Annotated in this window: 28 protein-coding genes; 13 read left to right on the top strand and 15 right to left on the bottom strand. The window is 74.5% G+C overall.

The window, feature by feature from the left end:
* Positions 1-172: 172 nt before the first annotated feature.
* Complete coding sequence (locus tag F8279_RS14030) at positions 173-1,618, bottom strand: endo-1,4-beta-xylanase (protein WP_091418198.1); 1,446 nt, start codon at positions 1,616-1,618, stop codon at positions 173-175.
* A 384-nt stretch (positions 1,619-2,002) separates the two neighbouring features.
* Between F8279_RS14030 and F8279_RS14025 the strand changes: the two genes are divergently transcribed.
* On the top strand, positions 2,003-2,848 hold the full coding sequence (locus F8279_RS14025) for a S1 family peptidase (RefSeq protein WP_151500169.1): 846 nt from the start codon (positions 2,003-2,005) through the stop codon (positions 2,846-2,848).
* Between the two features lie 44 nt (positions 2,849-2,892).
* Here F8279_RS14025 and F8279_RS14020 read toward each other — a convergent pair whose 3' ends face one another.
* The 3 genes from F8279_RS14020 to F8279_RS14010 form a co-directional block, all read right to left on the bottom strand.
* Positions 2,893-3,252 (bottom strand): hypothetical protein, encoded by a 360-nt coding sequence (locus F8279_RS14020; RefSeq protein ID WP_091418203.1) that lies wholly within the window; start codon positions 3,250-3,252, stop codon positions 2,893-2,895.
* Between the two features lie 97 nt (positions 3,253-3,349).
* Complete coding sequence (locus F8279_RS14015) at positions 3,350-3,688, bottom strand: putative quinol monooxygenase (RefSeq protein ID WP_091418206.1); 339 nt, start codon at positions 3,686-3,688, stop codon at positions 3,350-3,352.
* A 39-nt stretch (positions 3,689-3,727) separates the two neighbouring features.
* Complete coding sequence (locus tag F8279_RS14010) at positions 3,728-4,690, bottom strand: hypothetical protein (protein WP_151500168.1); 963 nt, start codon at positions 4,688-4,690, stop codon at positions 3,728-3,730.
* A 164-nt stretch (positions 4,691-4,854) separates the two neighbouring features.
* Between F8279_RS14010 and F8279_RS14005 the strand changes: the two genes are divergently transcribed.
* The gene (locus F8279_RS14005) at positions 4,855-5,160 is read left to right on the top strand and encodes a DUF1330 domain-containing protein (RefSeq protein WP_091418211.1); all 306 of its coding nucleotides are present in this window, start codon (positions 4,855-4,857) and stop codon (positions 5,158-5,160) included.
* 4 nt (positions 5,161-5,164) lie between these two features.
* Here F8279_RS14005 and F8279_RS14000 read toward each other — a convergent pair whose 3' ends face one another.
* Positions 5,165-5,908 (bottom strand): N-acetyltransferase, encoded by a 744-nt coding sequence (locus tag F8279_RS14000; protein ID WP_225853271.1) that lies wholly within the window; start codon positions 5,906-5,908, stop codon positions 5,165-5,167.
* Positions 5,909-5,979: 71 nt separating this feature from the next.
* Between F8279_RS14000 and F8279_RS13995 the strand changes: the two genes are divergently transcribed.
* On the top strand, positions 5,980-6,402 hold the full coding sequence (locus F8279_RS13995) for a thioesterase family protein (protein WP_091418216.1): 423 nt from the start codon (positions 5,980-5,982) through the stop codon (positions 6,400-6,402).
* Between the two features lie 7 nt (positions 6,403-6,409).
* On the opposite strand, the gene F8279_RS13990 is transcribed toward F8279_RS13995, so the two are convergent.
* Together F8279_RS13990 and F8279_RS13985 are read right to left on the bottom strand one after the other, a co-directional pair.
* On the bottom strand, positions 6,410-7,069 hold the full coding sequence (locus tag F8279_RS13990) for a response regulator transcription factor (protein ID WP_151500167.1): 660 nt from the start codon (positions 7,067-7,069) through the stop codon (positions 6,410-6,412).
* A complete protein-coding gene (locus F8279_RS13985; RefSeq protein ID WP_151500166.1) occupies positions 7,057-8,340 on the bottom strand; it encodes a histidine kinase in 1,284 nt (427 codons plus the stop codon). Before F8279_RS13985 ends, F8279_RS13990 begins: the two co-directional genes overlap by 13 nt.
* 133 nt (positions 8,341-8,473) lie before the next feature.
* Between F8279_RS13985 and F8279_RS13980 the strand changes: the two genes are divergently transcribed.
* The 7 genes from F8279_RS13980 to F8279_RS13950 all read left to right on the top strand — a co-directional run bounded on the left by F8279_RS13980 (position 8,474) and on the right by F8279_RS13950 (position 14,913).
* The gene (locus F8279_RS13980) at positions 8,474-9,118 is read left to right on the top strand and encodes a DUF998 domain-containing protein (protein ID WP_151500165.1); all 645 of its coding nucleotides are present in this window, start codon (positions 8,474-8,476) and stop codon (positions 9,116-9,118) included.
* Positions 9,119-9,122: 4 nt separating this feature from the next.
* The gene (locus tag F8279_RS13975; protein ID WP_091418225.1) at positions 9,123-9,410 is read left to right on the top strand and encodes a DUF1905 domain-containing protein; all 288 of its coding nucleotides are present in this window, start codon (positions 9,123-9,125) and stop codon (positions 9,408-9,410) included.
* Positions 9,407-10,231, top strand: a complete 825-nt coding sequence (locus F8279_RS13970) for an NAD-dependent protein deacylase (RefSeq protein WP_151500164.1) — start codon at positions 9,407-9,409, stop codon at positions 10,229-10,231. The genes F8279_RS13975 and F8279_RS13970 overlap by 4 nt, the downstream gene beginning before the upstream one ends.
* 160 nt (positions 10,232-10,391) lie before the next feature.
* Positions 10,392-11,618, top strand: a complete 1,227-nt coding sequence (locus tag F8279_RS13965; protein ID WP_151500163.1) for a low temperature requirement protein A — start codon at positions 10,392-10,394, stop codon at positions 11,616-11,618.
* Between the two features lie 68 nt (positions 11,619-11,686).
* Complete coding sequence (locus F8279_RS13960) at positions 11,687-13,039, top strand: extracellular solute-binding protein (RefSeq protein ID WP_151500162.1); 1,353 nt, start codon at positions 11,687-11,689, stop codon at positions 13,037-13,039.
* Positions 13,040-13,045: 6 nt separating this feature from the next.
* Entirely contained in the window at positions 13,046-14,047 is a 1,002-nt protein-coding gene (locus tag F8279_RS13955) for a carbohydrate ABC transporter permease (protein ID WP_151500161.1), read from the top strand.
* Complete coding sequence (locus F8279_RS13950; RefSeq protein WP_225853270.1) at positions 13,996-14,913, top strand: carbohydrate ABC transporter permease; 918 nt, start codon at positions 13,996-13,998, stop codon at positions 14,911-14,913. Before F8279_RS13955 ends, F8279_RS13950 begins: the two co-directional genes overlap by 52 nt.
* 3 nt (positions 14,914-14,916) lie before the next feature.
* Here F8279_RS13950 and F8279_RS13945 read toward each other — a convergent pair whose 3' ends face one another.
* On the bottom strand, positions 14,917-15,462 hold the full coding sequence (locus F8279_RS13945; RefSeq protein WP_091418239.1) for a hypothetical protein: 546 nt from the start codon (positions 15,460-15,462) through the stop codon (positions 14,917-14,919).
* Between the two features lie 70 nt (positions 15,463-15,532).
* Here F8279_RS13945 and F8279_RS13940 point away from each other — a divergent pair, with 70 nt between their 5' ends.
* Complete coding sequence (locus F8279_RS13940) at positions 15,533-16,111, top strand: TetR/AcrR family transcriptional regulator (protein WP_091418241.1); 579 nt, start codon at positions 15,533-15,535, stop codon at positions 16,109-16,111.
* A gap of 25 nt (positions 16,112-16,136) precedes the next feature.
* Here F8279_RS13940 and F8279_RS13935 read toward each other — a convergent pair whose 3' ends face one another.
* Genes F8279_RS13935 through F8279_RS13915 form a run of 5 tightly spaced genes read right to left on the bottom strand, consistent with a single transcriptional unit; the run spans position 16,137 to position 23,224 of the window.
* Positions 16,137-18,881 carry an AAA family ATPase gene (locus F8279_RS13935; RefSeq protein WP_151500160.1) on the bottom strand — a complete coding sequence of 915 codons (2,745 nt, stop codon included), beginning with the start codon at positions 18,879-18,881 and terminating at the stop codon, positions 16,137-16,139.
* Between the two features lie 48 nt (positions 18,882-18,929).
* Positions 18,930-20,351 carry a hypothetical protein gene (locus tag F8279_RS13930; protein WP_151500159.1) on the bottom strand — a complete coding sequence of 474 codons (1,422 nt, stop codon included), beginning with the start codon at positions 20,349-20,351 and terminating at the stop codon, positions 18,930-18,932.
* 8 nt (positions 20,352-20,359) lie between these two features.
* The gene (locus F8279_RS13925; RefSeq protein ID WP_151500158.1) at positions 20,360-20,902 is read right to left on the bottom strand and encodes a hypothetical protein; all 543 of its coding nucleotides are present in this window, start codon (positions 20,900-20,902) and stop codon (positions 20,360-20,362) included.
* 11 nt (positions 20,903-20,913) lie between these two features.
* Positions 20,914-21,471 (bottom strand): hypothetical protein, encoded by a 558-nt coding sequence (locus F8279_RS13920; protein WP_151500157.1) that lies wholly within the window; start codon positions 21,469-21,471, stop codon positions 20,914-20,916.
* A gap of 46 nt (positions 21,472-21,517) precedes the next feature.
* Positions 21,518-23,224, bottom strand: coding sequence for a sugar ABC transporter permease (locus F8279_RS13915; RefSeq protein WP_151500156.1), 1,707 nt, complete (start codon positions 23,222-23,224; stop codon positions 21,518-21,520).
* A gap of 115 nt (positions 23,225-23,339) precedes the next feature.
* Here F8279_RS13915 and F8279_RS13910 point away from each other — a divergent pair, with 115 nt between their 5' ends.
* Entirely contained in the window at positions 23,340-24,269 is a 930-nt protein-coding gene (locus F8279_RS13910; RefSeq protein WP_091418256.1) for a diacylglycerol kinase family protein, read from the top strand.
* 4 nt (positions 24,270-24,273) lie between these two features.
* Here F8279_RS13910 and F8279_RS13905 read toward each other — a convergent pair whose 3' ends face one another.
* Positions 24,274-24,534, bottom strand: coding sequence for a hypothetical protein (locus tag F8279_RS13905; protein ID WP_091418258.1), 261 nt, complete (start codon positions 24,532-24,534; stop codon positions 24,274-24,276).
* Positions 24,535-24,544: 10 nt separating this feature from the next.
* Complete coding sequence (locus F8279_RS13900) at positions 24,545-24,943, bottom strand: DUF2267 domain-containing protein (RefSeq protein ID WP_091418260.1); 399 nt, start codon at positions 24,941-24,943, stop codon at positions 24,545-24,547.
* Between the two features lie 136 nt (positions 24,944-25,079).
* On the opposite strand from F8279_RS13900, the gene F8279_RS13895 reads away from it, so the two are divergent.
* Positions 25,080-25,832, top strand: coding sequence for a dienelactone hydrolase family protein (locus tag F8279_RS13895; RefSeq protein ID WP_151500155.1), 753 nt, complete (start codon positions 25,080-25,082; stop codon positions 25,830-25,832).
* The last annotated feature ends 14 nt before the right edge of the window (positions 25,833-25,846 follow it).

The raw sequence follows: 25,846 nt of genomic DNA, 5'->3' as shown, positions 1-25,846 counted from the left end.
GGTGACGAGGGCGGCGGTCAGGGCGACGCCGAGGGCGGTCCTGATGCGTCGGTTCACTGTGGTCCTTCCGGCGAAACGGTGGAACAGGACCTACCCCACTGTACGGTCGCGGGCCGGTGCCCGCCGGGGACGCGACCCGGCACGGTGGCCCCGTGCCGGGTCGCGCCGACGGTCAGCCGGCCGCGCAGGCCGGCGTGCCGGAGGGGGCGGTACCCGTGCCCTGGAATCCGAACTCGGTGGTGCCACCGGCACCGACCTGGCGGTTGTAGTCCACGTTGCGGAAGGTCACCGCACCGGTGGTGCCGCTGGCCTGGGCGCTCCAGGTGTTCGTGATCGCCGAGCCCGAGGGCACCGTGAGCGACACGGTCCACCCGTTGAGCCCACTGGAGCCCGCGGTGATCCGGACGTTGGTGACGAAGCCGCCCGGCCACTGGTTGGTGGTGAACGTGGCGGTGCAGGCGCCGGTCGGCGGGGGAGTCGTCGGCGGCTCGCTGGTCGGCGGCGTCGAGGTGGGCGGGGTCGAGGTGGGCGGAGTGCTGGTCGGCGGCGCGGTGGTCGGCGGCGGGGTGCCGCCCTCGTTGAGCGCGTTCAGCACGGCGGTGTACGCCTGCTTCTTGTTGCCGCTGCCGTCGAACAGCAGCGGGGTGCCGCTGGCCCGCCAGGAGTCGGTGTCCCGGATGCCCCAGACGGTGATGCCGTTGCACCGCGCCACGGCCAGGCAGTCCCGGGTCACGTTGCCGTACGACGTGGCCTGGCTGCTGCCCGAGCCCTCGATGTCCAGCTCGGTGATCTGCACGTCGACGCCGAGCGCGGCGAAGTTCTGCAGCGTGGTGCGGTAGTTGCTCGGGTACGGCGACCCGCTGTTGAAGTGCGACTGGAAGCCGACGCAGTCGATCGGCACGCCCCGGGCCTTGAAGTCCCGGACCATGTTGTAGACGCCCTGGGTCTTGGCCCACGACCAGTTGTCGGTGTTGTAGTCGTTGTAGCAGAGCTTGGCGCCCGGGTCGGCGGCGCGGGCGGCCCGGAACGCGGCCTCGATCCAGTCGTTGCCGGTCTGCTGGAGGTTCGAGTTGCGGCGGGCGCCGCTGTTGCCGTCGTCGAACGCCTCGTTCACCACGTCCCAGGAGTGGATCTTGCCCCGGTAATGGGTGGCGACCTGGGTGACGTGGTTGATCATCGCCTCGCGCAGCGCGCTGCCGGACAGGCTTCCCGTCCACCCGGGCTGCTGCTGGTGCCAGAGCAGCGCGTGGCCGCGCACCCGCATGCCGTTGGCCTGAGCGTGCGCGACGAGCCGGTCGCCGGCGCTGAAGTTGAACTGGTTCCGGGACGGCTCGGTGGCGTCCCACTTCATCTCGTTCTCGGCGGTGACCATGTTGAACTCGCGGTTCAGGATGCCGACGTACGTGCTGTCGGACAACTTGTTCACCGCCACCGCCGTGCCGAAGTACCGGCCCTGCTCCGCCGCCGACGCGCCGAGCGTCGTGCCGGCGCTGGCACTGGTCGCCACCGCTATCGTGGCGGCGACCATCGCGGCCCCCGCCACCATCGCGACCACAGCGGTCCGCGGGCGTGACCGGGCTGCCGCGCTCCCGCTGCCGCGGGCGAGCACCTTGTCCATCTGAACGCCTCTCTAGCCTGTCAATGGGATCGGTTCGCCTCGGCCACCGCCCGCCACGACGTCGGCTCCGCGCGGCCGCCCGGTGGCCGCGCCAGGTGGGGGAGTGACTCCCCGGCACATCGTGAGTGGATCGAAGCGAATCTCTGCCCGAAGCTTACCGGAAGCGTTCCGAAAACTTAATCACCTCGATATGTCGACATCGGGGCACGCGGCGCCGGGTGGACGGGCGGGATCCGCGTGCGGGCACGGCCTGCGGGCGTGCCCGTGTCGCCCGCCGTGGCTCCGGAAGTTTCGGGGGGCCGCCGGTTCTGCCGGTTGAGTCGATCGCGCCTGCGGGCCGATGCTTGGTGAATCGACCGTAGACGATGGAAGGGGTCCCGGAGCATGCGCCGACCCGCGCTCGTCGTACTCGTCCTCGCCGCCCTGCTCGCCGGCACCCCGGCGGTCGCCCGGGCCGGCGCCGCCGCACCGCCGCCCGACCCCGCCGCGCTCGCCGGGCTCCGCACGCCCGGCACCGCCTGGGGGCACGACCCGGCCACCGGCCGGCTCACGGTCACCGCCGACGACACGGTACGCGGGCGCGAGCTGGCCGCGTTGCGGCGCACCGCCGACCGGGCCGGCGCGGTGCTGCGCCACGAACCCGGGCGGCTGCGCACACTCATCGCCGGCGGCCAGGCGATCTACGGCGGCGGTGGGCGCTGCTCCCTGGGCGCGAACGTGCGCAGCGGCACCACCTGGTACTTCGTGACCGCCGGGCACTGCACGCGCCTCGCCGCCACCTGGTACGCCGACAGCGCCCGCACCACCGTGCTGGGCAGCCGGACCGGCAGCAGCTTCCCCGGCAACGACTACGGCGTGGTCCGCTACACCGGCGCCGTCGCCCATCCGAGCGCGGTCCACACCTACCCCGGGCAGGTCACCGTCACCGCCGCCGGCAGCGCGTACGTCGGACAGGCGGTCTGCCGCAGCGGCGCCACCACGGGCGTGCGGTGCGGCACCGTCACCGGGCTGAACGCGACTGTCAACTACGCCGAGGGCAGCGTCACCGGACTCATCCGCACGAACATCTGCGCCGAGCCGGGCGACAGCGGCGGCCCGCTCTACGTGGCCGCGACCGGCACCGTCATAGGCGTCCTCTCCGGCGGCAGCGGCAACTGCACGACCGGCGGCACCAGCTACTACCAGCCGATCCTGGAGATCCTCGCCGCGTACGGCCTGACCATCCCCTGACCGGCGGTGCGGCCGGGGCGCGTCACGCGCGCCCCGGCCGGTGGTCAGCCCGCGCAGTTGTTGTTGCGCACCGGCCGGGTCAGCCGCTCCTGGTCCCCGAACGCCGCGTAAACCCGCAGGTAGCACGGCAGGTCCACGTCGCCGTAGTAGCTGACGACCTGGTCGTCGTAGTGCGTGGTGCCGCTGTCGGTCACCTGCCACGTGCCGCCGTCACCGGACTGGATCTCCCAGTAGACGTCGCCCGAGCAGCCGTCCAGGCCGCGCGACCAGGCGATCAGGTTCGCCCCGTTGTAGATCTCCGACTGCACCAGGGTGCAGGCCGCGGCCTGGGCCGGTGTCGCGACCGCGAGCAGGCCCGCGGCAGTCATCGCCCCGGCGCCGAGCGCCGCCATCAGCTTGCGCATGCTTCAGCTCCTCCACGGTGGATGGTGGATCTTTCCGCCGAGGGTAGCGAAAGGTGAAAACAAGCTTCAATGCCTGAGCGATAAACGTGGGAAATCTTCAGCTCGCGGCGTCGCCGGGCACGGCCATCTCGCCCAGGCGCGACCAGTCCTGCTCCGGCACCGTCACGTTGACGATCCTGGGCGTCTCGGCCAGATGCGGCGGCAGCGTGCGCTGGGCGGTCCGGAAGTGCTCCGACTGCACGTGCGCCGCGCCCGCCTCGTCGTCGCGGAACGCCTCGACCAGCACGTACTCGGTCGGGTCGTCCAGGCTGCGGGACCAGTCGAACCACAGGCAGCCGGGCTCGGCCCGGGTCGCGGCGGTGAAGTCGGCGGCGATCTGCGGCCAGTTGTCGGCGTCCTCCGCACGGACCCGGAACTTCGCGGTAATGAAGATCATGGGATCAGGCTACCCAGGCCGGATGGCCGCCGTGCGGCATCAGCTCTTGGCGGCCGGGCCGAGCAGTTCGGCGGCCCGCCGGTCGGCGAACGCGGTGACCGCCTGCTGCCCGGCGCCGAACACGATCGCCAGGCCGAGCAGCGCGGCCGTGCTGCTCACGCTGGTCTCCACCAGGCCGCCGATGACCAGCATGATGCCGACCACCGCGACCAGCGGACCGATGGCGAGCTTCAGCAGCCCCTGCTGGAACGGCAGCTTGTAGGGCAGCCCGCCGGACCGTGAGGTGATCATCGAGGGCAGCGCGCTGAGGAACGCCCCGAGCGCACCGGCGATCAGCACGAAGAACAGCAGCCGCCAGGCCGGCACGGCACCGGCGTCGGTCGGCGCCTCCAGCAGCCGTACGTCGTGGCTGCGCCACTGCACCAGCACCACCAGGACCTCCGCCACCAGCGCGAACACCGACAGCCCCAGCATCCGGTTGCGTAGCCGGCGCGCCGACTCGTGGAACTCGTCGGACGCGGAGTGGTAGCGCAGCAGCAGTGCCTGCACCCGGGCGCGCAGCAGCGCGTCGGACGGGGTGCCGGCCGACGGGTCGAGATCGGTGAGCACTTTGTCGTCGGCCGGCAGCACCTGCGCCGCCGCGCTCCGGTACGCCGGCAGCAGCCCGGTCAGCTCGTCCGGGCTGCGCAGCGCCACCATCCCCCGCTCCACCGAGTGGATCGTCTGCCACGCGTACTCCAGGTTGCCGCCTCGCAACCACTCGACCACGCCGCTGCGTCCGAGCACCCCCTCCACCCCGGACAGCTGCGCGCGCAGCGCTCCGGCCCGCTCCGGGTCGCGCGCGGACAGTACCGCGAGCTGCTGGTACAGGTCGTCGAGCTTGGTGCGGACGCGGACCTGCCACACCGCGCCGGGAACCGACGTGGCGGGCGGGACCGGCAGGCCCTCCGGTGCGTTCCGGGGCCCGGGTAAGGCCTCGGGCTGGGTCTCCTGCTCGATCATGGCGCCCCACCTCTTTCCCCCCGCCGCGCGGACCTGCTATCACTATTCCCAGGTCAGGGCCATGATGGCTAGCGCACACCGGACAGTTGACACGGCTTGCGAAGGCGCGGGATCCGGCCCGACGGACGAGGCCGGAGCGCTCGGGCGGTCGGTAGCCTGAGCCGGTGACCGTCTACGCCCTCGCACAGATCACCATCCACGACCGGGCGCGCTACGACAGGTATGCCGCCGCCTTCCCGCCGGTGCTGGCCCGCTACGGCGGGAAGCTGCTCGCCGCCGACACCGCCCCCCGCGTGGTCGAGGGCGACTGGCCGCACCAGAAGGCGGTACTGCTGTCGTTCGACAACCGCGAGGACTTCGAGCGCTGGTCCACCTCGCCGGAGTACCGGGAGATCTCCCGGGACCGGGAGGCGGCCACCGAGGGCGTGGTCCTGCTGCTCGACGGGATCGGCCACGCCTGGCCGGCCTGAGCCGTCAGAGCCGGTGGCGCACCCACACGTTGGGCTCGACGTACGCGGCGTGGTCGTGGTCGACGTCGACGAGCACCGGCGTCAGCGCGCCCGGCACGCGTACCGGGCCGGAGGTGTCGAACGGCAACCCGGTCCAGCGCCGCCAGTCGGCGAGCGTGCCGGTCACCGTCATCGACCGGGGCGCGATCCGCTCGATCACCCCGCCCGCGCGGACGTGCACCCGCAGCCACGGGTCGGCCGGCAGCCCGTCCGGGCCGCGCCGGGCCACGTACTCGGTCATCGGCACGTCCGGGACGGCGGCCTTGCCGTTCGGGCGCACCGGCGCCACCAGCGTGCCGAAGCCCGCCCGGGCCACCGCCGCGCGCATGGCCGCGAGCATCAGCCCGGACACCCCGCCGCCGCGCCGGTCCGGGCGCACGCAGATCTCCAGCGCCGACACCAGGTTCGGAGTGGACCCGGTGAGCCGGCCCAGCGTGGCCCGCTGGATCACCCGGTCCCAGCCGCCGTCGGGCAGCTCGTCCTCGGTCCAGCGCAGCGGCACCGCGTACCCCCGGGCCACGGCCCGGCCCGGCTCGGCCGGATCGACGGCCGCGAAGACGAACTCGGGGTACGTCTCGTGCGCGACGCCGTAGTAGAGCGCGCCCATCGGATCCCAGAGCATGAACGGCGGCCAGGCGCCGTCGAAGTCGGCGTCGAGCAGCGGTGCCAGGTCGGGCCGCTGCGCCAGGGTCACGATCTCCACTGTCACGCCGGGCAGGCTAGAGCCGCGCGGCCCGGACCGCACGCCGTTTTGTCCGCGCCGCTGGTTAGGCTGCCGGCATGGCAGATCCGTTCCGGGTACGCGTCACCGTGCGCGGCTACGAACTCGACACGCAGGGGCACCTCAACCAGGCGGTCTACCTCCAGTACGCCGAGCACGCCCGCTGGGAGTGCCTGCGCGCGTCCGGCATCGGCCAGGACCGGCTGCTCGCCGGCGGCGTCGGGCCGGTCGCGCTGGAGGTGACGGTGCGCTACCTGCGGGAGCTGCGCGGCGGCGACGAGGTCGACGTGACCTGCGAGTTCCACTGGGGCGAGGGCAAGACGTTCCGGATCGGCCAGGAGTTCACCCGCGCCGACGGCACCCCGGTCGCCTCGGTCAGCGGCGTCGGCGGCCTGCTCGACCTCACCGAGCGGCGGCTCGTGGCCGACCCGCGCGAGCGGTTCCGGGCGCTGGCCACCGATCCCGTGCCGATGAGCCTGTGACGCCCGGTCAGCCCGCCGCGCGCAGGTAGGCGAGCACGGCGAGCACCCGCCGGTTGGTGTCCTCGTCCGGCGGCAGGCCGAGTTTGGCCAGGATGTTGCCCACGTGCTTGCCGACCGCCGCCTCGGTGACGTACAGCCGGCCCGCGATGGCCGCGTTGGAGTGGCCCTCGGCGATCAAACCCAGCACCTCCCGCTCACGGGGGGACAGCGCGCCGAGCGGGTCGCGCGGACGTCGCAGCAGGTGCCGCACCACGTCCGGGTCGACGGCGGTGCCGCCGGCCACCACCCGGCGCAGCGTCGCGGCGAACTCCGCGACGTCGGCCACCCGGTCCTTGAGCAGGTAGCCGACCCGGTTGCCGTCGCCGCTGTCGAGCAGCGCGGCCGCGTACCCGCTCTGCACGTGCTGGCTGAGCACCACCACGGCGAGGTCCGGGCGTTCGGCGCGCAGCGTGACGGCCGCGCGCAGGCCGTCGTCGCGGTGCTGCGGCGGCATCCGGATGTCGGTCACCAGGAGGTCGGGCCGGTGCGTGCGGACCGCGTCGAGCAGCTCGGGGGCGGAGCCGACGGCGGCGTCCACCGCGAAGCCAAACCGGGTCAGCAGGCCCACCAGGCCCTCCCGGAGCAGCACCTCGTCCTCGGCCAGGACGACCCGGGTCACGGACGGCACGGCAGCTCCACCCGCACGAGGGTAGGCCCACCGGGCGGGCTGGACAGCAGCAGCCGCCCGTCCGCCGCGGCCACCCGGTCCGCGAGCCCGGTCAGGCCGGTGCCGCGCGCCGGGTCGGCGCCGCCCCGGCCGTCGTCGCGTACCTCGACCACCAGCAGGCGGTCGGTACGGGTCAGCCGTACCTGCGCCCGGCCGGCCCCGGCGTGCCGGGTGACGTTGCCGAGCGTCTCCGAGACCACGTACCAGGCGGTGGTCTCCACCAGGTCGGGCACCGGGCGGGTCAGGTCGGCGTGCACGGTGACCGGGACGACCGACCGCGCGGCCAGGTCACCGACGGCGGCGGCCAGGCCGAGTTCGGTGAGCTGTGGCGGGCGGATGCCCTGGACGATGCCGCGCAACGTCACCATCAGCTCCTTGGCCTGCTCGTGCGCCGCCGCGAGCGGCTTCGCCACAGGGGAGTCGTCCGGCACGTCCAGGCGGGCCAGCCCGAGCTGGAGGGTGAGACTGGTCAGGCGCGGCTGCACGCCGTCGTGCACGTCCCGCTCGATGCGGCGTCGCTCCGCCTCGTAGGCGCTCACCAGGCGGGCACGGGACCGGGTCACCTCGCGCAGGGCCGTCCCGGCGGGCGCGTCGTCGAGCAGCAGGCGGGTCACCGCCGCCTGGACCGCGACGAGCAGCCCGGCCAGGTAGACCAGCGCCGGGACCGCCAGCAGGCCGGCGAGCGCGTACGGCACCGCCTCGGCGGGGGAGTCGACAGTGGCCCAGAGCAGCACGATCCGGTCCTCGCCGCCGGCCAGCCACGGACCGGCGACGAGCGCCGCGTCCAGCAGCACGAGCAGGCCGAACATCCCGTACGCCAGCGGCACCGCCGCACCCAGCACGGCCAGGTAGGCGCCCTCCCGCCACCCGGTGGCGGTGGTGAAACGGGCGGCGAGCCCTCGCCACCCCGGCGCCGTCACCGGGCGGTCGTCGACCAGGCCGAGGCGCCACCGCTCGACCGCCGCCACCGGCGCGCCGGCCAGCGGGGCGAGCGCCACCACCGCCAGCGCCACCACGGCCAGCGCCGCCAGCGCCCCGGCGTCGACGGGGCGGCCCCGCCGCAGCGCGGCGGCCACCAGCAGCAGCGGCGCGGCGACGACCGTCGCGCCGAGCGCCGCCGCGCCGGCCAGGGGCAGGGTCGTGACGGCGTACGCCAGGGCCCGCCACGGCCATGCGGAGAGCAGGTAGCGGCGGCGGCGCAACGCGGCGGCCAGCCCTTGATCAACGGTCATGGCCCGACGCTAGCCAGGCCACGCCGCCCGGCCCAGCCGGTTGGACCCCGCTCTCCGGGTAGGTCTGGCCCTACCCCGCACCGCCCCGCCACGCCCCGTGCGCCCGGCCGCCCCGAGGCGGTGCACTCGACGGATGAGAAACCGCCTCGCCGGCGCATGCTGGCTGCTCGCCACCGCGTCGTTCCTGGTCGCCAATGTCATCGTCGGCCTGGCCTGGGAGCAACCCGGGTTCAGCTGGGCCGAGCACAACATCAGCGACCTCGGCAACGTGACGTGCGGCGTGTGGGACACCAGCCGGCCCCGCCCGGTCTGCTCGCCGTGGCACCCGGCCATGAACGCCGTGTTCGTCGGTGCCGGGCTGCTGCTCGCGTTCGGCGCGCTGCTCGCACACCGGGCGCTGCGCCCGGGCTGCGCCGCGGCCGTCGCCGTCGCGTCGATCGTGGCCGCCGGGTCCGGGTACGTGCTGGCCGGTCTCTACCCGGCGGACGTGGACGAGAACCTGCACGTGCTCGGTGCGCTGCTGGTCTTCGCGCCCGGCAACGCGGCGATGCTCGCCGCCGCGCTCGCCGGCCGGTCGCCGCTGCTGCGCGAGCTGCGGACCGTCAGCGCGCTCCTGGGCCTGCTCGGGCTGGCCGGCACCGTGCTGTTCCTGTCCCGGGTGGACGCCGGCATCGGCGTGGGCGGCATGGAACGCGTCGCCGTGTTCCCGCTGTTCGCCTGGCTGACGGCGGCCGGGCTCCGGCTGCTGCGGTCACGTCGGTCCCGGCCCCTATCCTGACCGGATGGAGCTGGCGTTCAGCGGCGAGGTGTGGTTCTGGCGCGGCCCGGCGCCGTACCACTTCGTCACGGTGCCCGCCGAGCAGAGCGCGGCGATCGAGGCCGCCTCGGCGTCGGTCACCTACGGCTGGGGCATGATCCCGGTGACGGTCCGCATCGGTGACACCGACTGGCGGACGTCGCTGTGGCCCAAGGACGGCCGGTACGTGGTGCCGCTGCGGGTCGCGGCGCGCCGGGCGGAGGGCATCGAGCTGGGTGACCGGGTCGACGTGCGGCTGACGGTGGACGTGTGACCGGGCCGGTGCTGGCCGAGGCGGGCCGGCTGCTCGCCGCAGCGCGGCGGCCGGTGGTCTTCACCGGGGCGGGCATGTCGGCCGAGAGTGGCGTGCCGACGTTCCGGGACGCCCAGACCGGGCTCTGGCAGCGGTACGACCCGCAGGAGCTGGCGACCCCGGCGGCGTTCCGGGCCGACCCGGCGCTGGTCTGGGGCTGGTACGAGGCACGCCGGCGCGGGGTGCGGCGGGCGCGGCCGAATCCGGGGCACCGGGCGGTCGCCGCGATCCAGGCGCGTCTGCCGGAGACGGTGGTGATCACGCAGAACGTCGACGACCTGCACGAGCGCGGCGGTGTGCCCGCCCCGGTACGCCTGCACGGCAGCCTGTTCGCACCCCGTTGCTCGGCCTGCGCCCGGCCCGCGCCGGTGCCGTCCGATCCGCCGGTGCCGCACGACGGTCCGGTGCCGCACGACGGTCCGGAACCGCACGCGCCGGAACCGCACGACGGGCCGCTGACCCCGCCCGCGTGCGCCGGATGCGGCGCGCCGGTGCGGCCGGGCGTGGTGTGGTTCGGCGAGGCGCTGCCGTCGGCCGCGCTCGACGCGGCGGTCGAGGCGGCGTCCGGCTGCGACCTGCTGCTGACTGTCGGCACCTCGGCGCTGGTGCACCCGGCCGCCGAGATCCCGCTCGTCGCGGCCCGCCTCGGCGCGCCCGTGGTGCAGGTGAACCCGGTGCCGACGCCGCTGGACGCGATCTGCGCGGTGAACATGCGCGGCCCGGCCGGCGAGGTGCTGCCCGCGCTGGTCCGCGCCGCATGGCCGGACGCCGACGCCGGCTGAACCGACCGCCGCCGCGCTGCCCGCCGCGCCGCCCGTCGTGCTGCCCGGCGGGCACCGGTGCGGCGAACCGGGCCGGGCGTGATCGCCGGAATCACCCGGTTCAACCGTCCGGGGCCGCCTACCGTCGGCGCAGGAGGTGGACCGGCGGAGGGCGGCGGACGTGGGACGCGAACGGGTGCGACGGAGGCTGCGCGCGCCCCGGCCGGGGCCGGACCAGCGCCGGGTCACCCCGTTCGAGATCTTCTTCGACCTGGTCTTCGTCTTCGCGCTCACCCGGATCATGGCGCTGATCGAGCCGCACCCGACCCCGGCCGGGATGGCCAAGGGCCTCCTCCTGCTCGTGCTGCTCTGGGTGGCGTGGCTGTCGTACACCTGGTTGGGCAACCACACGCCCGCCGACGTCGGGGTGGTGCGCGGCGGGTTCCTGGTCGCGATGGCCGCGTTGTTCCTGGCCGCCCTCGCCATGCCGCAGGCGTGGACGCCGGGCCCGGGGCTGGACGGGCCGCTGATCGTGGTGCTGGCCTACGTGGTGCTGCGCGTGGTGCACCTGACGCTGTTCCACTGGGCCGCGACGGGTGACCCGGCACTGCGCGCCCGGATCCGGTTCTTCGCGTTCGTCAGCGCCGTCGGCTGGGTGCCGCTGCTGCTCGGCGCGCTGCTGGACGGTGCCGCGCACGCGGCGCTGTGGGTGCTGGGCTTCGCCGTCGAGGTGGCCGGTCAACGGCTGTCGTACGCCCGTCGGGGCGCCTGGCCACTGCGCAGCCCGACGCACTTCGCCGAGCGGTACGCCCTGGTGCTGATCATCTCGCTGGGGGAGTCGGTGGTGGCCGCGGGGGTGGGCGCAGCCTCGGCGGTCACCGAGCCGCCGGTCCTCGCCGTGGCGCTCGTCGCCTTCGTGGTGACCGTCTGCCTCTGGTGGCTCTACTTTCACCGCACGTACCCGGCGGCGGCCCTTGCGCTCGCCGCCGCACCGGCGGCGCAGCGGGACCGGATGGCCGCGGACGCCTACAGCCAGACCCATCTGCTGCTCGTCGCCGGCGTCATCTACCTGGCGCTCGGCGTCGAACAGGTGCTGGAGCACGTCGCCGACCCGCAGGCCGGGCCCCGGCTGAACCCCTCGGCGGCGGTGGCGCTGTTCGGCGGCGCGGCCGTCTACCTGGCCGGACGGCTGCTGTTCCGCCGGCTGACCGGGCAGCCGGTCGGACCGGTCCGGCTGGCCGTCGCCGGGGCGGCGCTGCCGTTGGCCGTGCTCGGGACGGTGCTGCCGCCACCGCTGGCGCTGGCGGCGCTGGCCGGGCTGCTGCTGGCCGCGATCGCCGTCGATCGGCGCGGTGAGCCGTCCGCCGCCGGGCGGTCGACGGTAACCGATGCGCATCAACCGGTTTGAAAGCCGAACCACAGGAGAAGTGCAGGTCGCGCCCGGCAGAGTGGCCGGCGCGATCACGGGAGGTGGCGATGTCACGGAAACTGCGGGCGACCGCGTTGGCCGGGGTGCTGACCCTGGCGATCAGCGGCTGCGGCGGCGTCGGCGGGGGAGGGGACTCCGGTGGCGGTGGCGCCGAGGGCAGCGGCGCGCTGAGCACCATGGGCTTCAGCCTGTCCGACGAGATCGCCACCACCCGGGTGGACGCGTTCAAGCGCGACCACGGCGACGTCCGGCTGACGATCACCGAGGGCGCGTTCGACGAGCAGCAGTTCCTGTCGGCGGTTGCCTCGGGCAACCCACCGGATCTGGTCTACATGGACCGCAAGCTCATCGGCACGTACGCCGAGCGCGGCTCGATCCAGCCGCTCACCGACTGCGTCGAGAAGCAGCGGGTCGACATGGCGGAGTACCGGCAGTCCGCGCGGGAGCAGGTGACGCTCGACGGCACGGTGTACGGCATCCCCGAGTTCTCCCAGGTCCGCGTGCTCTACCTGAACGAGGCTCTGCTCAAGCGGGCCGGGCTGGGCGCCGACGACGTGAACCTGGCCGACTGGGCGGGCCTGCCCGCGCTCAACGCCAGGCTCGCCGCCGTCTCCGGGAGCCGGCTCAGCCGCATCGGCATCGACCCGAAGATCCCGGAGTTCCTGCCGATGTGGGCCAAGGCCAACGGCGCCGACATGATCTCCGCCGACGGCACCCGGGCCAACCTCACCGACCCGAAGGTGGTCGAGGCGCTCACCACCGGCGTCGGGCTCATCCAGGCCCAGGGCGGCTGGGGGAAGTTCAAGTCGTTCCGGGACACGTTCGACTTCTTCGGCGCGCAGAACCCGCTGGCGAAGAACCAGATCGCCGCGTGGCCGATGGAGGAGTGGTTCCTCAACCAGGCCGCGAAGAACAGCCCGGACGCCGAGCTGGTGGTCAAGCCGTTCGTGGACCGGCAGGGCAAGCCGCTGAGCCTGTCCTCCGGGCAGGCGTGGGTGGTCACCAAGGGGGCGAAGAATCCGGAGGCCGCCTGCGCGTTCGTCAAGCAGATGACCGCCACCGACACGTGGCTGGCCGCCGCCCGGGCGCGCGCCGAGGCGCGCAAGGCCGCGAACCTGCCCTTCACCGGCCTCTGGACCGGCAACACCACAGCCGACAAGAAGATCTTCGACGAGGTGTACAAACCCACCGGCAACAAGCGCTTCGACGACGCGGTGCAGACCATCCGCCAGGCGCAGGACGCCGCGTTCGCGATGCCCGCCTCGCCCGCCGGCGCCGAGTTCGACAAGGCGTGGACGGACGCGGTCAACCGGGTGCTGTCCGGTCAGGAGCAGCCCGCGCAGGCGCTCGACCGGGCCCAGCGGGAGGCGACCGCCGCGCTGGACAAGGCCGCGGACTAGCCCGCCATGGCCACCACCACCGTCACCCCTGCCGTACCGGGCCGGCGGCGCCGCGCGTCGCTGGCCCGGCGGGAGGCCCGCTGGGCGTACCTGTTCCTGGCACCGTGGATCGTCGGGTTCCTGGCGTTCACCGCCGGGCCGATGATCGCCAGCCTGTGGCTCAGCTTCACCGAGTACGACGTGATCAACTCACCGCGCTTCACCGGGCTGGACAACTACCGGCAACTGATGTCGGACCCGCAGGTGGCGCGCAGCCTCGGCAACACCGTCTACTACACCGCGCTGCACGTGCCGCTGGTGATGGCGATCTCGCTCGGGCTGGCCCTGCTGCTCAAGCGCGTCGGCCGGCTCTCCGGCTTCTTCCGTACCGTGTTCTACCTGCCGGTGATGACCCCGGCGGTGGCGGTCGGCATCCTGTTCCTGCTGCTGCTCAACACGCAGGACGGCCTGATCAACCGCGGTCTGGCGCTGGTCGGGATCGACGGTCCGAGCTGGACCACGGACCCGGACTGGGTGATGCCCGGCATCGTGCTGATGAGCCTGTGGAGCCTGGGCTCCACAGTGATCATCTATCTGGCCGCGCTGCAGGGCGTGCCCCGCGACCTGTACGAGGCGGCCCAGCTCGACGGCGCCGGCGCCTGGGCGCGGTTCCGGCATGTCACGCTGCCGATGATCTCCGGCGCGCTGTTCTTCACGCTGATCGTCAACACCATCGCGTCGCTGCAGATGTTCACCGAGGTCTACACCATGTACTTCGGCAACCGGCAGACCGCCGGTTCGTTCAGCAGCGACGCGGCGTCGTTCTACGTGATCCACCTCTTCCGGGAGGCGTTCCAGTTCCTGCACATGGGCTTCGCGTCGGCGATGGCCTGGCTGCTCTTCCTGATCATCCTGGTGATCACGCTGGTGCAGGTGAAGCTGGGCAACCGGTTCGTCTACTACGAGGGGGAGGACCGGTGGCCACCACGAGTCAGCCGCCGGCCGCCGGCGCCGTCGTCGCGCCGGTGACCGCGCCCGGACCGGTGCGGCAGGACGACGACGGCCGCCGGCCCCGCTGGCAGCGCGTGCTGTTCGTGCTCGCGCTGGTGGCCGCCGCCGTGGTCTTCCTGCTGCCGTTCGTCTGGCTGGTCGGCGCGTCGCTGCGACCCCGGGAGTACGTCTTCGCGCCGGGCCTGCTGCCCACGCCGTTCGCGCCGGACAACTACGCCCGGGCGTGGGACGCGATGCCGCTGTTCACCTGGCTGTTCAACAGCGTGGTGGTGGGGGTGGCGGCGGCGGCCGCGGCCACGCTGTCCAGCGCCTGGGTCGCCTTCGGGTTCGCGTACTTCCGGTTCCCCGGCCGCAACCTGCTGTTCGGTCTGGTGCTGGCCACCATGATGCTGCCGTTCGCGGTCACCATGATCCCGACGTACCTGATCTGGAACCGGCTCGGCCTGGTCGACACGCAGGTGCCGCTCTGGGCCGGCAACCTGTTCGGCTCGGCGTTCTACATCTTCCTGCTGCGCCAGTTCTTCCTGTCGCTGCCCCGGGAGTACTTCGAGGCGGCCCGGGTCGACGGGGCCGGCTATCCGCAGCTGTTCTGGCGGATGGCGTTCCCGCTTGTCCGTCCGGCCCTGCTGGTGGCGTTCGTGTTCGAGTTCAAGGCGAGCTGGACGGACCTGGTGAAGCCGCTGATCTATCTGCGCAACGAGCAGCTCTACACGCTGCCCCGGGGGCTGAAGGTGATCCTGGACCGGTTCGGCTACGGCGGCGAGCAGCAGTGGGAGGTCGTCCTCGCCGCCAGCGTGATCGCCACCGTACCGATGATCATCCTGTTCTTTTTGGCCCAGCGGCACTTCGTGGAGGGGATCGCGACGGGCGGGCGCAAGGGGTGAGCCTCACGCGCCGCGCGGCGCCCGCTTCGGGAAGACGGTGTACGCGACCGGCCAGAACACCAGCCAGCCCGCCATCACCACAGTGAGCCGGCCGGTCCACGCCCACAGCTCGGCGGTGCGCTCGCCGTCGCCGACCAGGGCGATGCCGGCGAGCAGCACGGCGCAGGCGACCGCCCAGCCGATCATGCCCTTGCCCCACTCGCGCCACTCGTGCCGGGCCCGCGCCATCCCGTACCGGGGGGCCCGGCGCGGGGGCGGGCCGCCGGCGAACCGGTGCGCGAACCGCTCGTCGGCCCAGCGCACCATGCTGTGCCCGAACGCCACCGAGAACCCGAGGTACGCGGCGGCGAGGCCGTGGGCGAACGTGGCGGTCGCGCCCCGGCGCAGGTCGATCATCGTGGCGGCGAGCAGCACCAGGTCGACGACCGGAACGGCGATCAGCAGGGCGGCGCCGAGGCGGGGCCGCCGCAGCGGGTAGCGGGCGATCAGCCCGGCGAGCAGCACCACCCAGAACGCCACCTCGCATCCGATGATCACTGCCACGAGCATGCGGACTCCTTTTTTAGTACGCTGTGCGATAACCGTAACAGCGGCCGTCAACCAGGTTCCGGAGGGGCCCGTGCCCAAGATCGTCGACCACGGCGCACGCCGTGCCGAGCTGGCGCGGGCGATGTGGCGGGTCGTCTACCGCGACGGCGTCGGCGCCGCCACCGTCCGCAGCATCGCGGCCGAGGCGGGCTGGTCACCGAGCGCGCTGCGGCACTACTTCGCCACCCAGACCGAGCTGCTGGTGTTCGCCATGGAGCACGTGCAGGCCGAGGCGGCCGAGCGGATCGCCGCCGACGACCGCACCGGCGGCCCGCGCGAGGTCGCCCAACGAATCCTGGAACAACTGCTGCCGCTGGACCGCCAGCGCGTCCGCGAGGCCGAGGTGTGGCTGCTGCTCGCCGCGCGCGCCCAGACCGACCCCGCGGCGCGAACCCGGATGGCCGACGCGGACGACGGCATCCGCCGCGCCGCCGAGTTCGCCGTCGCGCTGCTCACCGGGCAACCGGCCGCCGACCCCGAGGCGGTCGCCCGGTTGCACGCCCTGCTCGACGGGCTCGCGCTGCACGCGCTGCTGTACCCCGAGCGGATGCCGCCCGCGCGCGCCCGGGAGCTGCTCGGCGCGCATCTGGACACGCTGGTCGCGTCCTGAGCGCCCTGGCCGCGGCCTGAGCGACTCAGTCGCCCGGCGGCCGGCCCATTGCCGCGCCCAGCTCGGCGCGGCTGGCGATGCCCAGCTTGCGGTAGACCCGGGCCAGGTTGGCCTCCACCGTCTTCGGGCTGATGTAGAGCGCGTCGGCGATGAGCCGGTTGGTCTGACCCCGGGCGGCGAGCCGGGCGACCCGCTCCTCGGTGGCGGTGAGCGTCGTCGGGGCCGGGGTGCGGGCGCCGATGCGGCCCAGCTCCGCGCGCGCCCGGTCGGCGAACGCGGACGCGCCGAGCGCGTCGAACTCGGCCGCCGCCGCGTCGAGCGCCGCCCGCGCCTCCCGGCGTCGCCGCACCCGCCGGTACGTGCGGCCGGCGGCGAGCAGGCAGCGGGCCCGGTCCAGTGGCAGCACCGCCTCCGGTACCGCGGCCCGGGCCTGCGTCAGCGCGTCCAGCGCCGCGCCCGGATCCGCCCCGGTCGCGCCGGCCAGCAGCACCCGGCTGCGGGCCAGCCCGAGCGTCGTCCACGGGCGCGGCAGCCTGCGGTGGCGCCCGGCCAGCCGGTCCAGCGCGGCGTGCGCGGTGTCCAGGTCGCCGGCGCCCACGCACGCCTCGATCCAGTCCGGCTCGAAGCGCTGCCCCAGCGGTTCGGCGATGCCCGACCCGTCCAGGTCGGCGGCGAGCGCGCCGTACGCCGCCGCGGCGGTGACCCACTCCCCGGAGGCCAGCGCCACCAGCCCGGTGAGCTGGTGGTGCAGTCGCCGGCTCCACGCGTCGCCGAGGTCGTCGTCGCGGCGCAGCGCGGCGGCCGCGGCGCCCGCCCGCGCCAGCCGCCCCCGGTGCGCGTCGAGCACACCGGCCAGCCAGCTCTCGCCCACCAGCCCGGTGCCCAGCTGCTCACCCAGGTCACGGGCGGCGGCGATGTGCGTACCGGCCTCGGCGAAGCGCCCCGCCAGCAGTTCCGTCTCGCCGAGGTGGGTCAGCACCTCGTGCCGCAGCGGGTCGTCGCCGCGCGCCACCGCCAGGTCCAGCATCAGGTGCAGCCGGGACCGCGCCCGGTCGTGGTCGTCGACCGACTTCCACCAGATCGCCGGCACCGAACCGGCCAGGAAGGACGGTTCACCCGCCTCCAGCGACAGGGCCCGGTCCAGCAGATCGGTGGGCGCCGGGCCGCCGGCGCGTACCTCGTGGAAGAACAGCAGCAGCAGCGCGGCGGTGAGCAGCGGGCGGTGCTCGTCCCGATCGGACAGGCGGGCGATCGCGGCCCGCGCATGCCGGCGGGCGGGCTCCGGCTGGTCGTGGAACATGGTCAGGTGGGTGTGTATCCGCCCGGCCAGATCCCCGTCCGGCCCGGCGGCGGCGAGCGCCTGCTCGGCGACGCGGACGGCCGTGACCAGGTCGTCGGCGCACCACGCGACGAGCGCGCGCAACAGCAGCGCCTCGCCCCGCTCGGCGCCGGTCAGCTCCCCGGCCGCCGCCTCGGCGGCCCGCCCGGCCGCCGCGTAGTCCCCGCCGTCGATACGGCACTGCACCGCGTCGAGGCGACGCCGGTTCCGGTCGGCGGCGGCGGACGACGGGGTCAGCTCGGCCGCCCGGGCGTACCAGTCGGCGGCGAGCGCTGAGGCGCCGCGCATCCGCTGCCGGGCCGCCGCGGCGGCCAGGTCTGCGGCGACGGCGGCGTCCGGCGCCACGGTGCACCGGGACAGGTGCCGGGCCCGCTCGTCCGGGTCGGCGACCGTGCCGGCGAGCAGCGCGTGCAGCCGCCGCCGGGCCCCCGGCGGGATGCTCTCGCGCACCGCCGCCGCGTACCGGGGGTGCGCGAAGTCGACCCGGCTCGGGGTGACCACGACCAGCCCGGCGTCCTCGGCCGCGTCCAGTGCCCCGGCCGGCACGCCCGCCGCCGCCAGGTCCCGCAGCGTCGGCACGGTCAGCAGCGCGGCCAGCCGCACCGCGTCCCGGCTCGGGCCGGGCAGCGCCCGCAGCGTCTCCGCGAGCAGCAGGCGCAGCGACGACGGTACGGGCAGGTCCTCGTCGTGCGCGGGCGGGCGGGGCAGCCGCAGCACCGCCCGGGCCAGTTCGATCGCGAGCAGCGGGTTCCCGTCGGCGTCGCGGGCCAGCCGGTCGGTGAGCGGACGGCTGAGCGTGCCGCCGAGCCGGGCCGCCAGGACGCGGTGCAGGTCCGGCGGGGTGAGCGGGGGTACGTCGGCGCGCAGCAGCGGATGCCGGCCGGTCGGGTCGTCGTCCAGCCCCAGCGGCACCGGCGCCGGCGGGCTGTCCCCGGTGCGGTGGGTGGCCAGGACGGCGGGCCACCGGGTCAGCCGGCGCAGCGCGAACCGCAGCGCCCGGGCGCTCGGTGGGTCCAGCCACTGCGGATCGTCGACGGCGAGCAGGACCCGGGGCGCGCCGGTGACCGCCGCGTCGAGCAGCGTACGGGTGGCCGCGCCCACCGCCCGCTCGTCCACCGCGCCGTCGTGCTCACCGCCGGTCAGCAGCACCATGTCGGCGGCCACCCGTTGCGGCGCGGGCAGCAACGGCAGCGCGTCGGCGAGCGGGCGCAGCACGTCGGCCAGAGCCGCGTACGGCAGCGCGGTCTCGGCCTCGGTGGGCGCGGCGGACAGCACCCGCCAGCCGGTCCGCCCGGCGTGGGCGACCACGGCCCGCCAGAGCGCGGTCTTGCCGATGCCGCTGGGACCGTCGAGCAGCACCGGCGCACCGGAGGTCAGGGCACGCCACACCCGCTCGACGACCGCGTCGCGGCCGACCAGTGCGGCGTCCATGGCGGGATGGTGGCACAGCCGCGCCCGCGAACCCAGCGTCGGCGCGGCCTAGTCCGGAAGCTGTCCGCATATCGAGACGGGCGGGATCACCTCCTGGTTGCGGTAGACGGGGGCGCTCCAGCTCGGCCCGCCCGACGCCACGATCGGCGGTATTCGTGGCGCCCGGGACGGACTGAGCAGGCTGAGGAACTTGTTGATCACCTGGACGACGGGTTCCAGGATCCGGTAGCCGATCCCGAACCGCGCATGCACACCGAGCCCGACGCCCCGGCACAGCGCGTACGGGGCGCCGAGCGCTGATCCGATGGTGGCCCCGTACGAGGTGACCAGCTCGAACCAGATCCCGGCGGTGAACAGGAACGCGCTGATCCCCATGGTGAACCGCACGCCGTGCCGGACCACAAGGCCCATCACGCCGACCGGCACGCCGGTGAGCGAGTCGAGCAGGCTCACCCGGCGCGCGAACCCCTCGGTCACGCGCGAGCCCACCTGGCCGCCCGCGTAGCCGAACCCGAGCTTGCCGGCCAGCGCGTACTCACCGGCGCCGCGGAACGTGCCCCGGCGGGCGCCGAACGCGGTGGCCACCTCCAGCGTCTGGTTCACCGTGAACGACAGTGGAAGGCCGGCGACCAGCCCGATCGGGAACGCGATGTCGACCGGGATCGGGAACGCCTTGCGGTGGTTCTGCCCACCGTCGATGCCGGCGGAGAAGTCCACCTTGATGCCGAAGCCGCCACCGATCTCCAGCTCGGCCCGGGTCACCTTGCCCGCGCCGACCGCCAGGTGGAACGACGCGGCCGGGCGCCCGACGGTCAGCGTCACGGTCCCGGCCAGCCGAACGCCGCCGTCGTCGTACGTGAAGTGGGTGCCGACGCCACCGGCGCAGCAGAACGTCCGCACCCGGTAGCCGTGGGCGGTGGCGCCCGCCTGCCCGCCCGGCGCCGGTGGCGGCTGCGCGGGCGCGACGGCGAGCGGACGCGACCGGCCCAGCGTGCCGCCGGCCGCCGCGGCCTCCCGGGTCCACGAGGGTTCACCCGCCACGTAGACGGTTGGCTCGTCGAGGGTGACGTCGTCCCCGCCGAACGTGCCGTCGCGGATCACCTCGGTGAGCGTGACCGGTCCGATCGTGACGACCAGGTCACCGCCGGACTCGGCCAGGTCGAGCACCCGGCCCACGCCGCGTCCGGTGAGGAACATGATCCGGCCGGGCGCGAGCCGGTCGGCGTCGCGCGCACCGGGGTCGAGCCGCCAGGTCAGCCCGTCCGGGCTCACCGACCGCACGGTCCGGCTGCCGCCGCCGACCAGCACCACGTCCGGTTGCAGCGTGACGTCCTTCCCCGGCGCCGGGGCCTGCCCGTACCGGGGCTGCCCGCCGTCGCCCCCGTCCGCCGGGCCGGGCGTGGGCCCGCCGCAGCCGGTCACCGCGAGCAGCGCCGCCAGGCCGGCCGCGAGCAGTCGCCGGCCGCGCACCGGCCGCCTCACATCCGGCCGGCGACGGTACGGGCGAGCCGTTCCAGCGGCGCCCGGTTCTCCTGCGGGTCGTTGAGCCGCACCAGCCGCACCGCTACCCACAGCTCGCCCTTGCGCAGGAAGAACGCCTCCGCGGTGAGCAGCGCCTCGTCGGCCGTACCGGCCAGCTCACGGATCTCGTGCCCGAGCTGCCGTTCGATGTCGAGGTACTTCTTGGCGCCGTCGCCCACGAACACCTCGACCTGGGCGGTCGGCCCGGTCACCGGTCCGGTGTAGGTGCACGACTGCCCGGCCACCACCGGTTCGTCCAGCGCCGTGCCGGCGAGGCGTTCCGCGTCGGCCTTCGACACCAGCGTGCACGCCTGTGGGGCGGCGTCGTCCACCGGTCCGGCGCTCGGCTCGGCCGGCGCCTCCCCGGTCGGCTCCGCGACCGGCGCGCCCGCACCGGGCGGAGCGCCGCCGGCGGCCGGCGGTTCGTCGTCGCCGCAGCCGGCGGACGCGGTGAGCAGGGTCGCGGTCAGCGCGAGCGCGACCAGTCGGCGGCTTCGCATGCCGGCCCCGCTCAGGCCGGGATCGCGTCGAGGGTACGGCGCAGGATCTGCTCGTTGCCCGCGGTGCCGCCGCCGAAGCTGCTGATGGTCACCGTGTACGTGCCCTTGCCCTCGATCAGCACCGCCTCACCGCGGATGTCCTTGACCGCGAGGTAGCCCCGCTCACCCCGATCCAGGTCGACGACCTTCTCGTACTGCTTGCCGGCCTGGTCGTACTGATATTCGTAGGTCATCTTGCCGGCGTCCGCCGAGGCGGTGGTGACGGCCAGGCTGGCCACGCCCTTGCCGTCGCCGAACAGGCAGTTGCCGTCGTCGCGCATGGTCTGTCCGACGATCTCGGACACCTGCGCGGCGGTGAACGGGCACGGTGGCCGCACGTCGCCCACCGCGCCCGCGTCCGGTTCGCCGCCGTCCTCGGCCGCCGCGGAGTCGGCCGAGCCGCCGTCGAACACGTCGCCGCCGGAGCCGCACCCAGCCGGAGTGAGCAGGGCGAGCAGCAACAGGGGCAGCGCCAGGCGGGCGCGGTGGAGACGGGCGGTCCGGGCCGGTGTGAGCGCGTCAGTTGCCATGGCCCGACGCTAGGCGCGCCGTCACCGGCCGTAATCGGGGGTTTCCCTATGCGGTGACCTTGCCGACGGGCTCGCCCGACCCCACCGGCGGCGCGTCCGCGTCGCTGCGCCGTCCCACCCGGATGGCGAGCCGATCCACGTAGCCGACCATGAGCGCGACGAACAGCAGCACGAAAAGGATCAGCATGGGCAGCGGCAGGATCAGGCCCAGCGGAAGCTCGCCGCCGGCGCCGAAGGCGCGGCTGGCGATCATGTTCACCAGCGCGGGAGCGGTCAGGCTGTCCGGGCCCCGGCTCACCAGCATTGACCACAGTGGCGACTGGGCGTGCGCCAGCCAGGTCACCGACGCGGTCACGGCCAGCATCGGCAGCGCCGGCAGCAGCAGCGTACGGCCGACGCCGCCGCCGGAGCGCCACCGCTCGTGCTGACCCCGGAACAGCAGCGTGAACACGAACAGCGCGGGCACCGACAGCCAGGTCGGCGGCACCAGGCCGAGGAACAGGCCGAGCTGGCCGAGTTCCATGGTGCGCTCGAAACCGGCGATGGCCAGCGGGCCGATGCCGACGAACAACCACGGCGCGAACGGCACCAGCAGCAGTTCGCTGTAGCGCCCGAGCGGGCGCAGCGCGCCGATCCCGAACCCGGCCAGCGCGGCGAGCGCCACCGCGACGAGTGTGGACAGCAGCGGCGGCACCCAGGTGTTGGCGAACAGGTTCGCCGTCTCGACCCCCCGGGGCAGGGTCCCGGTGTCGGAGGAGAGGTTCCGCAGCCACGGCAGCGACGCCCAGACGGTCACGCCGAGGACGACGACGAGCGCGACAGCGGTCAGCCCGACGAGCAGCGGCCGGCGGCCGGAGTAGGACTCCGCCTCCCGCACGGCCGGGCCGTCCCGCCAGCCGTCGAACTCGATGCGCAGCCGGGTGGCCAGGATGAGCGCCACCGCGGCCAGTCCGAGCAGCCCGAGCAGCACCAGCAGCAGCGTCGACGTGGCCGATCCGGCGCCCAGGCGCATCGTCCGGAACGAGGTCTGCGCGGCGGTGAGCACCGGCGTCGCCGTGTCGTCGCCGCGCGGCCCGCCGCCGGTCAGGATGTACGGGGCGGTGTAGGTCTGCAGGGCGGCGGCGAGAACGCTCAGGCCGAGCAGCCCACCGACGGCCAGCATGGCGGGCGCGGGCCGCTGGTCGGGCTCGCGGCGGCGCAGGGCGCTCAGGTACAGCGTCGCGGCCACCGCGACGACCAGCCCGAACGTCACCTGTGCCAGCGCCGAGACGAGGAGCGTCCGGGGAGACTGCAGTTCCTGGGTGAAGGTGCCGTTCTCGATGTGCTCGGCGCGCCGGCCGAGGAACACCGCGACCGGCGCGTACGCGGCGAGCGGCAGCGCCAGCACGCCCCGGGTGACCAGGCGGGCCACCCGGCCGGCCCGGTCGGCGAGGACGGCGAGCAGCGGCGCGGCGAGCAGCGCCACCGCCAGCGGGATCAGGCTGAGCAGCACCGCGAGCCCGACCTGTCCGACGAACCCGGAGGTGAAGGCGGCCTCGTAGTTCGCCGTGCCGACCGACTCGCCCGAGCCGCGCGGCCCGTCACCCTGGAAGCTGCGAGCCACTGTGGACAGCGTCGGCAGGACGTACGACCAGATCCAGGCGATCGCCGCCGGGACGATCAGTGCCAGCCCGATCAGGGCCCTCCCCGGACGGTTCGGTGGCGTGAGCGGGGGCACTGACGCTGTCGCCTGCGGTGCTGCCGGCTGGTTCATCGGGACATCCACCCTCGAAGATCGACGATCACGGCCGCCGCGACGATAACCGACCCGGTCAATACCGGCAGCGCCACCGGCCCACGTCGGCGCGGGGGCGGCTAGGGTCGCAACCGTGCGGACGAAGCAGGAGCTGTCGACGGCGATCCGGGAACGACGGCGGGCGGCGCTCGTGGTCAACGCTCACTCCCGCCGGGGCCGGCGGCTCTACGACACCGTCCACGCACGCCTGCGGGCAGCCGGTTTCGCGCTGCTCGGCGCGTACCCGGTGGACCGGCCCGGCGAGCTGGACCGGGTGCTCGCCGAGGCCGCCGACCTCGGGCCGGACCTGCTGGTCACCGGCGGCGGCGACGGGACCGTCGGGGCGGCGGCCCGGCTGCTCGCCCACCGGGACATCGCGATGGGTCTGCTGCCGCTGGGCACCACGAACAACTTCGCCCGCACCGTCGGCGTCCCGCTCGACCTGGACGCCGCCATCGCGGTGCTCACCGACGGCAAGGTCATCGACGTCGACCTGGGCCTGATCGGCGACACCCGGTTCACCAACCACGTCGGGATCGGGTTGTCCGCCGACATCATGCAGTCCGCGCCGCCGGGGCTGAAGCGGGTCGTCGGGCGGCTCGCGTACCCGATGACCGGGCTGGGGCTGCTGGCCCGGCACCGGCCGCTGGCCGTGACGGTCCGCGCCGAGGGCCGCGAGCACACGTTCACCACGCACCAGGTGTACGTGGCCAACGGCGGCTTCCACGCCGGCCGGCCGATCACCGCCGACGCCACCGCCGACGACCGGCTGCTGGTCGCGTACCCGGTGGGTGGGCCGACCCGGCGCGGGCTGCTGCGCGAGACGGCGCGCAACGCGGCGGCCGGCCACCGCCGCACGCTCGGCGACGAGCCGTTCCTGGCGGTACGCCAGCTGTGGCTGGACACCGACCGGCCGGCCCGCATCGAGGTCGACGGCGAGCCGTACGGGCAGACGCCGGTCCGGATCGGCCTGGACCCGAACGCGTTGCGGCTGATGGCCCGCTCCGACAGCCCGGACCACTGACCGGTCAGGCCCAGTGCTCCTCGTCCGGCAGCGGGATCTCCGTGTTCTGCTCCACCGCGTCGGCGGCGGTCAGGTCGTCGCGCACCGACTCGCCCAGGCCCGCCCGGTCGCTCGGCGGGCGCAGCACGCCCTGCTCGGCCAGGTCTCCCTCGCTCGCCTCGGGGACTGCCGTGTCGACCGTGTCGGGCGGCCCGACGAGTGTCTCGTCCTGCCGCTGTTCCTGCGCGTCGGCCTCGGGCGGGCGGCGCAGCGCGTCCTCGCTCATCGCGTCCCCGTCACGCCGTGCGCCGCACGTACGGCGCGCTCTGGTCGGCCACGTCGCCGAACTCGGCCGGGAGCTGCCCGGCGACCTGCGCGTACGCGGCCGGGTCGATCGCGTCGCGCAGCACGTCGAACACCGCGGTGATCCCGTCCCGGGCGGCGTCCACGTCCACGTCGGCGCGCCCGCTCACCCGCTCCACGAACACGTCGAGCCCGAACGGCTCGGCGTCCTCGGCCGGGCCGAACGCGTACGCCCGCAGTGCCTCCGGCAGCCGGTCGGCGAGGTCTCGGGCCTCCCCGCCGTCGATGCGTTCGGCCAGCGTGGTCAACGTCGCCCGGGTGATCGCGGTGGCCTGCTCCGCGGACGCGCCGCACCGCTTGGCCACCGCGCCGATGAACTGATCCTGGTCCATCTCGCCGCCTTCCTCCGCCGGGATTGCCGGATTCCCACGCTGGACCTCGGCAAACGGGCCGCGAACCCGAGGCGCCGGCGCCGCCGGACCGGGGGGTAGCGTGCAGCCCGGAACCCGCAGCGAGGAGGCCCCGACAGTGCAGCCGACGATCGTGGACGTGCCCACCCCCGACGGAACGGCCGACGCCTACCTGGCGACGCCGGAGACCGGCGGGCCCTTCCCGGCCGTCCTGCTGTTCATGGACGCCTTCGGTCTGCGGCCCCGGGTCGCGGAGATGGCCGCCACGATCGCCGACCGCGGGTACGTGGTGCTCGCCCCCAACCTGTTCCACCGCGCCGGGCGCGCCCCGCTGATCGACCTCGGCGCGCTCGCCGAGGACAGCCGCCGGGCCGCCCTGTTCGAGAGCATCGGCCCGATGATGGCCGCGTTGACGCCGGACGCGGTGGCCCGCGACACCGCCGCCTACCTGGACTTCCTCGCCGCCCGCCCGGACGTCGCGCCGGGCCCGGCGGCGATCACCGGCTACTGCATGGGCGGCACGAACGCGCTGCGCGCGATCGAGGCGCTCCCGGACCGGATCGCCGCGGTGGCCGCGTTCCACGCCGGGCGCGTGGTCACCGACGCCCCGGGCAGCCCCCATCTGGCCCTCGGCGCGGTGACCGGCGAGCTCTACTTCGGGCACGCCGACGCCGACCCGTCGATGACCGCCGAGCAGATTGCCACGCTGGAGAAGACGCTGGACGCGGCCGGGGTGACCTACCGTTCCGAGGTGTACGCCGGCGCCCGCCACGGCTACACCCAGTCGGACACCCCGATGTACGACGAGCGGGCCACGCAGCGGCACTGGACGGCGCTGTTCGACCTGCTCCACCGCACGTACCACCGCTGACTCCGAAGGGCGCG

It is taken from the genome of Micromonospora sp. AMSO1212t, assembly GCF_008868145.1.
Classification (GTDB): domain Bacteria; phylum Actinomycetota; class Actinomycetes; order Mycobacteriales; family Micromonosporaceae; genus Micromonospora; species Micromonospora tulbaghiae.
The sequence above is the reverse complement of the archived record's forward strand: the minus strand, read 5'-3'. Positions and strand labels throughout refer to the sequence as shown.